Raw genomic sequence first — 6,800 nt, 5'->3', positions numbered from 1 at the left:
TGATAAAGCCATACCACCCGTACCATTCCTGAAACAGAGCCTGAATGCCATATACATACCGGCTGACGGTTATAATATCGGTGAAAACCGCTACCGCAAAACCGCCGAAAAGCGACGTAGCTATACAGAACGCCACGAGCACCGGCATGAACAGCACGAAACCCACCACCTTGGGGAGCACAAGAAAATTGGCCGAATTGACGCCCATGATGTCAAGAGCGTCGATCTGCTCTGTCACCTTCATAGTGCCTATCTCCGAGGCGATGTTCGAGCCTACCTTGCCCGCAAGAATCAGACAGAGTATCGAGTTGGAGAATTCAAGAAGCACGATGTCACGTGTGGCCAGACCTACCGAATAGGCCGGAATCAGAGGCGATGAAATATTGAGCTGCATCTGAATGGCGATCACAGCACCGATAAATATCGAGATGATCATCACAAGCGGAATGGAGTCCACTCCGAGCTTGGAGATCTCCAGCACGGTGCGTCTCAGAGCCACCCGCCATTTGTCGGGCACCGCAAACACACGGCTCACGAATATCCAGTAGCGGCCGAACGAGGTCAGCGATTTTGTCAGTAGCATACTGATAGGTAAGTATCTATTGAAGATTAAACGATCGGACATTACGGCCGACCAGGTCGAATTGACTACAGCCAGCCGCTTTACCGCTGCAAAGTTAACCAAATTTTCTCACCCCGTTGCCGGACATCACCATATTCAGCCAATTTAGCAGCATTTTTAACCAATCCTCAATAGCTGTCACTTGGCAATTATCGGAATTTTGTAAGTATTTTGCACCTTGAAACAAGAGCGTTTTTTTGTCGGGTCGGGATTATTGCGTAAATTTGCAGAGATAACCATAAAGGATCAAACACATCATCAACGACAGCGACAAGACCAATAACAACAATAAACATCATAACATCCGATAATGGAATTAAAAGGAAAAATCATTCTCGACCTCGGCGCCGTGTCGGGCACCTCGAAGGCGGGCAACAACTGGAAGAAGCATGAATATGTGCTCGAGACTCAGGAGACATATCCCAAGAAAGTGCACTTCGACTTCTTCGGCGACAACGCCGACCGCTATCAGCTCAACGTAGGCGACGACGTCACCCTGAGCTTCGACATCGAAAGCCGCGAATACAACGGCCGCTGGTACACCAGCATCCGCGGATGGAAAGCCGAAACCGCCGGACAGCAGCCCATGTCGGCACCCGCCATGCCGCAGGGAGCAGACTTCCCTCCCGCGCCTATCGCACCCGACGGCGGCTCAGACAGCGATCTGCCGTTCTGATCGACGCCACCGGAATACAACCATGACAAGAAACCTCCAGCCAGACAACGACTGGCGGTTTCTTCGCTTTTTATAAAACCCTTAAATACCATATCATAATGAAAAAAATCATGGCTGCGGCCATAGCGGCGACACTCACGGCCGGAATTCCGGCATCGGCCTCCACACCCGACAGCTACGTACCCTCACCCGAAATCGTGACCGCACAGCAGGAGTTTGCCGACAACGGATTCGGCATTTTCCTCCACTGGGGCATCTACAGCCTATTCGGACAAGGCGAATGGTATCTCAACTACGGCGCCTCAGCCGAAGAATATGCCAAATCGGCCAAAGCCTTCTATCCGGCCGACTTCAACGCCGCCGAATGGGTCAAGGCATTCAAGGACGCAGGAGCAAAATACATCACGTTCACCACACGCCATCACGACGGATTCTCGATGTTCGCCACACGTCAGAGCGACTACAACATAGTGGACGCGACGCCGTTCAAACGCGACATACTCAAGGAACTTGCCGATGAATGCGAGAAACAGGGGCTGAAACTCCACCTCTACTACTCCCACATCGACTGGACACGACCCGACTATCCGTCGGGACGCACCGGCCTGAAGACCGGACGCGACACCACACTGCGCGACTGGCCGAGCTACTACAAGTTTATGAACAACCAGCTCACCGAACTGCTCACAAACTATGGAAAGATCGGTGCAATCTGGTTTGACGGCAAGTGGGATCATGACCAGGATTCCACAGCCTTTGACTGGCAGCTCCCCGAACAGTATGCGCTCATACACCGGCTCCAGCCCGGAACACTCATAGCCAACAACCACCACGAGACGCCTTATCCGGGCGAGGACTTCCAGATATTCGAGCGCGATCTGCCCGGACAGAACGAGCACGGACTTTCAGGACAGGACGTGTCGCAGCTGCCGCTTGAGACATGCGCCACGATGAACGGAATGTGGGGCTACAAGATCATGGACCAGAACTACAAGAGTGTGCCCGAACTGATAGAGCTGCTCGTCAATGCACGCGGCAAAGGAGCCAACCTGCTCCTCAACATCGGCCCGCAGCCCAACGGCGAACTGCCCGCAGCCGCGCTTGACCGCCTCAAAGGGATGGGAGAATGGCTCCGCGCCAACGGTGAAACCGTCTACGGAGTGCGCGCCGCCGACTTCCCCGCCCAGTCGTGGGGAACGGCCACACGCAAAGGCGACAAGCTATATCTCCACGTATTCCGTCCCGAAGGCAACGAGATCACAGTGCCCACTGCGTTAAAAATCAAGAGTGCCAAGGAATTCGCCACAAAATCAACACTCAAACACTCACGACTCAAAGAGGGGGGAGTAAAAATCACACTTCCCGAAATCCCTCAGGGTACGATCGACTATATCATCGAACTCGAAACAAAGTGATCATATCAACTCGCTAACCATACTACATGACACACGACAACACAACACATAGAAATCTGCTCGAAGTCTGCGCCGGCGACATAGAAAGCGTCTACGCAGCCTCGCGCGGAGAAGCACAGCGCGTAGAGCTTTGCTCGGCTCTCGCCGACGGAGGCATCACCCCCTCCACCGGCTTCATACGCCAGGCCGTCAGAGTGCCCGGAATGAAAGTCCACGTGCTGATACGACCGCGCGGAGGCGACTTCCTGTACACCCCTGAAGAAGTGGCGTCAATGACCGACGACATCGTGGCGGCCCGCGAAGCGGGAGCGCACGGCGTTGTAATCGGAGCGCTCACCCCCGACGGCGATATTGACATGGACGCCTGCCGCCAGATGATGGAGGCGGCGTCCGGTATGAACGTAACGTTCCACCGCGCCTTCGATCTGTGCCGCGACCCGTTTGAAGCGCTCGACCACATAATAGCCCTCGGATGCAACCGCCTCCTCACATCGGGTCAGGCCGCATCGGCACTCGATGGCGCACCGATGCTCCGTCAGCTCGTCGACCGCGCGGCCGGACGCCTCGTCGTCCTTGCCGGCGGAGGAGTCTGCCCGCAGAATGCCGCAGAGATTATCCGCCTTTCCGGCACATGCGAGATTCACGCATCGGCACGCCACACCATAGCCAGCCACATGATCTACCGCAAACCTGGGGTAAGCATGGGAGCACCCGGCACCGACGAATATTCACGTAAAACGACATCGGCCGAAATCGTGGCCGAAATCATCAAAGCCATCAATCCATGAAACTACGACACATAGCCATAGCCGCCATCATCTCGGCGGCAGCATGCGGCGCGACAGCACAGAACATCGCTACGCCTAAAGTAAAAGCCGATTTCAAAGAACGCCAGGAGAAGGTTGCCAATCCGGCATATTTCACCGTATTCGACCGCAACCTCACGCCACAGCAGCGCGAAGCGCTCGAATTTCTCTACGCCTACATGCCGCTACCCGACATAGCCGACTACTCCGGGGATTTTTTCCTCACAAACGTCGACGCCACCCTGCGTGCCCGCAAAGAGATGCCCTGGGGCAAAAATATCCCCGACCGCGAATGGCGCCATTTCGTCCTGCCGCTGCGTATCAACAACGAAGCGCTCGACAATCACCGTCCGGAATTCTACGCCGAACTAAAGGATCGCGTGAAGGGGCTGTCGATGAAAGACGCTATACTCGAGGTGAACCACTGGTGTCATGAGAAAGCCACCTATGAGCCATCGGACAGCCGCACCCACTCCCCTCTGGCCACTGTTTCGTCGGCCATCGGACGCTGCGGCGAGGAATCGACCTTCACAGTGGGCGCTCTGCGTGCGGTAGGCATCCCTGCCCGACAGATCTACACCCCACGCTGGGCGCATACCGACGACAACCACGCCTGGGTTGAGGCATGGGCCGACGGACAATGGTATTTTTTAGGCGCATGCGAACCCGAACCGGTACTTAACCTTGGATGGTTCAACGCTCCGGCCTCGCGAGGCATGATGATGAACACCTATGCTTTCGGAGCCTACGACGGCCCCGAAGAGGTGCTCGCCACACCCGACGGCTATACCAACATCAACGTCACTACCAACTATGCTCCGGTCGACACCATCACTGTCAATGTGACCGACCGGCAGGGACGTCCGGCCGCAGGCACCGAAGTCAGCTTCAGGCTTTACAACTACGGTGAGTTCTACCCCATAGCCACCAAAACCACCGACCAGCATGGCCGCGCCTCACTCTCGGCCGGAATAGGCGACGTGGTGGTCTGGGCTACCGACGGTAAAAATTTCGGAATGACCAAAGGTTCCGTAGGGCGCGACCGCAACGTGGCTGTGACGCTTGATCTCACTCCCTCCTATACGGGAGTCAAGGAGATGGACATCATCCCGCCTGTGGCTTCAAACAAGCCCGTAGAGGTCACCCCGGCCCAGGCTGCCGAAAACGACCGACGCAAGGTGTATGAAGACTCTCTCCGCGGCGCATACACCGCCACGTTCTTTACCCGCGAGCGCGGCGAGGATCTTGGCAGACGCCTCGGCCTTGACCCCGCCAGAGTGGCTGCTGTGATGATCGACGCCAGAGGCAACCACAAGACCATCGAGCAGTTTCTGAGCGGAGTGCCCGAGGCCGACCGTGAACGCGCCCTCACGCTCGTGGAATCGCTAAGCGTCAAAGACCGCAGCGACGTGCCCGCCGTAATCCTCGCCGACCATCTGACGGCTCCCGTCTACGACACACCGCTCTATGCCGAATACATACTGTCGCCACGCATCGACAACGAAGCCCTCACACCTTTCCGCTCCTACTTCTCCGCCACCGTCGGCAAGGACGAAGCGGCCAGAATGCGCGCCAATCCGGCTGAATTAGTGGCACAGACAGCCCGCGATATAACCATATTGCCCGACTGGTATCCCGGCAACATCAGGATGAGTCCGGAAGCTGTCGACCGGTCGAAAGCCACCAACGCAGCCTCGCGCGACATTTATTTCGTAGCCAAGGCCCGAAGCCTCGGCATACCGGCCCGCATCGATCCCGTCACAGGCAAGACACAGTGGGCCGACGCCAAGGGCAACTGGACTGACGCCAGCTTCGGCGGCGACAGTTCCGCATCCGCAAAACCGGCATCCCAGGGCACACTCAAGCTTGCATTTACCAAGACCGGCCGGATCGATGACCCGAAATATTACACGCAGTTCACCCTGTCGAAGATCGCCGACGGACGTCCGCAGCTCCTCGGCTTCCCCGAAGACGCCACATGGAGCAGCATACTCCGCGACGGCCAGAAGCTCGACGAAGGACAATACATGCTCGTCAGCGGCCAGCGCATGGCCGACGGCGGAGTGCTCTCGCGTGCACAGTTTTTCGACATCCGACCCGAATCCACAGTCAGCGATACCCTCGTGATGCGTCAGGACAACAAGGGAGTGCAGGTGATCGGCAACTTCAACTCCGAGAACACCTACACCGATCTCGCATCAGGCGCGGAGAAATCCGTGCTCTCCACCACCGGACGCGGCTACTACGTCATCGGACTGCTGACCCCCAACCATGAACCCACCAACCACGCCCTGCGCGACATCGCGGCCGTAGCTCCCGAATTCGAGAAGTGGGGACGTGGCATGATACTGCTGTTCAAGGACCGTCAGGACGCCGGACGCTTCGACTCGTCGCTGCTTCCCGAACTACCCTCGACCGTCAGCTATGGAATCGACACCGACGGAAAGATCGCAGCGGAGATCATCGGCAACCTCAAGCTGTCGACTACAGAACGTCCCGTGTTCATTATCGCCGACACGTTCAACCGCATCGTGTTTGTCAGCCAGGGCTACACCATCGGTCTGGGCGACCAGATAGTCGACACCATACATCATCTCGGAGAATGACCATCGACCTGCGCTGCCAGGAAGTCACACGTTACATACAGCCTCTGCGCGAAGGCGGCTCGCTGCCCCTTCTCGCGGAGGCTGACTACTGACTTCGACAACACTTTCGACCGTCTTTTTGCCGAACTTGTAGACTGAGCTCCCCGAGCCACTGTTCCTGAACGACTCCGGTGGCGACCATCGACGGCTCGGCGGCAAGATCGTCTGGTGGTTTTTTCTTGGTAAAGCAAGTGAAAATTTGTAACTTCGCAACATTATTAATCTTGAAACGACAAGCTTCGACAAAATGAGATTACACAGCCGACTCGCAGCCATAGCAGCCACCGCAGCTATATGCCTCAACGCCGCCGCACAGGACACCCCCGCCATCATACCCCTTCCGGCGAAGATTGAGACCTCCGACGGCACTCTGAAACTACCGCAGACCATCGGCTACAGCGTAGCGGCATATCCGGGCGACAGCATCGCCACAGTGATGCAGCGTTTCATACCGGATTTTGAAAAAGCTACCGGATCAAAATTCACCGAAAGCGATACCGGCGCGATGCTCACGCTTTCCATAGATCCGGCCATCGGCGCGGAAGCCTACCGGCTCGAAGTGGACAGCGACGGCATCACGATAGAGGCTTCGCGCCCTGCCGGATTTTTCTATGCCCTGCACACCCCCCGACCACG

Annotated in this window: 6 protein-coding genes and 1 pseudogene; 6 read left to right on the top strand and 1 reads right to left on the bottom strand. The window is 56.8% G+C overall.

Annotated features, from left to right (window positions below; translation table 11 throughout):
* A partial coding sequence (locus C5O24_RS09845) for an MlaE family ABC transporter permease (RefSeq protein ID WP_107681772.1) occupies positions 1–583 on the bottom strand: 583 nt, incomplete at its 3' end.
* Positions 584–932: 349 nt separating this feature from the next.
* On the opposite strand from C5O24_RS09845, the gene C5O24_RS09840 reads away from it, so the two are divergent.
* The 6 genes and pseudogenes from C5O24_RS09840 to C5O24_RS09815 form a co-directional block, all read left to right on the top strand.
* On the top strand, positions 933–1,298 hold the full coding sequence (locus tag C5O24_RS09840; protein ID WP_107035550.1) for a DUF3127 domain-containing protein: 366 nt from the start codon (positions 933–935) through the stop codon (positions 1,296–1,298).
* 98 nt (positions 1,299–1,396) lie between these two features.
* On the top strand, positions 1,397–2,713 hold the full coding sequence (locus tag C5O24_RS09835; RefSeq protein WP_107035549.1) for an alpha-L-fucosidase: 1,317 nt from the start codon (positions 1,397–1,399) through the stop codon (positions 2,711–2,713).
* 26 nt (positions 2,714–2,739) lie between these two features.
* Complete coding sequence (locus C5O24_RS09830) at positions 2,740–3,501, top strand: copper homeostasis protein CutC (RefSeq protein ID WP_107035548.1); 762 nt, start codon at positions 2,740–2,742, stop codon at positions 3,499–3,501.
* The gene (locus C5O24_RS09825; RefSeq protein WP_107035547.1) at positions 3,498–6,125 is read left to right on the top strand and encodes a transglutaminase domain-containing protein; all 2,628 of its coding nucleotides are present in this window, start codon (positions 3,498–3,500) and stop codon (positions 6,123–6,125) included. Before C5O24_RS09830 ends, C5O24_RS09825 begins: the two co-directional genes overlap by 4 nt.
* Positions 6,122–6,211, top strand: a pseudogene (locus tag C5O24_RS09820) (HipA family kinase); the annotation flags it as partial. The gene C5O24_RS09825 and the pseudogene C5O24_RS09820, both read left to right, overlap by 4 nt.
* 200 nt (positions 6,212–6,411) lie before the next feature.
* On the top strand, positions 6,412–6,800 hold a 389-nt coding region (locus C5O24_RS09815; RefSeq protein ID WP_240604962.1), incomplete at its 3' end, for a glycoside hydrolase family 20 zincin-like fold domain-containing protein.

The organism is Paramuribaculum intestinale, assembly GCF_003024925.1.
Classification (GTDB): Bacteria; Bacteroidota; Bacteroidia; order Bacteroidales; family Muribaculaceae; genus Paramuribaculum; species Paramuribaculum intestinale.
Note: the sequence above shows the minus strand (reverse complement) of the source record. Positions and strands in the feature narration are given on the sequence as shown.

Bases quoted from the DNA above. Each gene is read 5' to 3' on its own strand.
- C5O24_RS09840 (WP_107035550.1), top strand. From the start codon at position 933: ATGGAATTAAAAGGAAAAATCATTCTCGACCTCGGCGCCGTGTCGGGC.
- C5O24_RS09835 (WP_107035549.1), top strand. From the start codon at position 1,397: ATGAAAAAAATCATGGCTGCGGCCATAGCGGCGACACTCACGGCCGGA.
- C5O24_RS09830 (WP_107035548.1), top strand. From the start codon at position 2,740: ATGACACACGACAACACAACACATAGAAATCTGCTCGAAGTCTGCGCC.
- C5O24_RS09825 (WP_107035547.1), top strand. From the start codon at position 3,498: ATGAAACTACGACACATAGCCATAGCCGCCATCATCTCGGCGGCAGCA.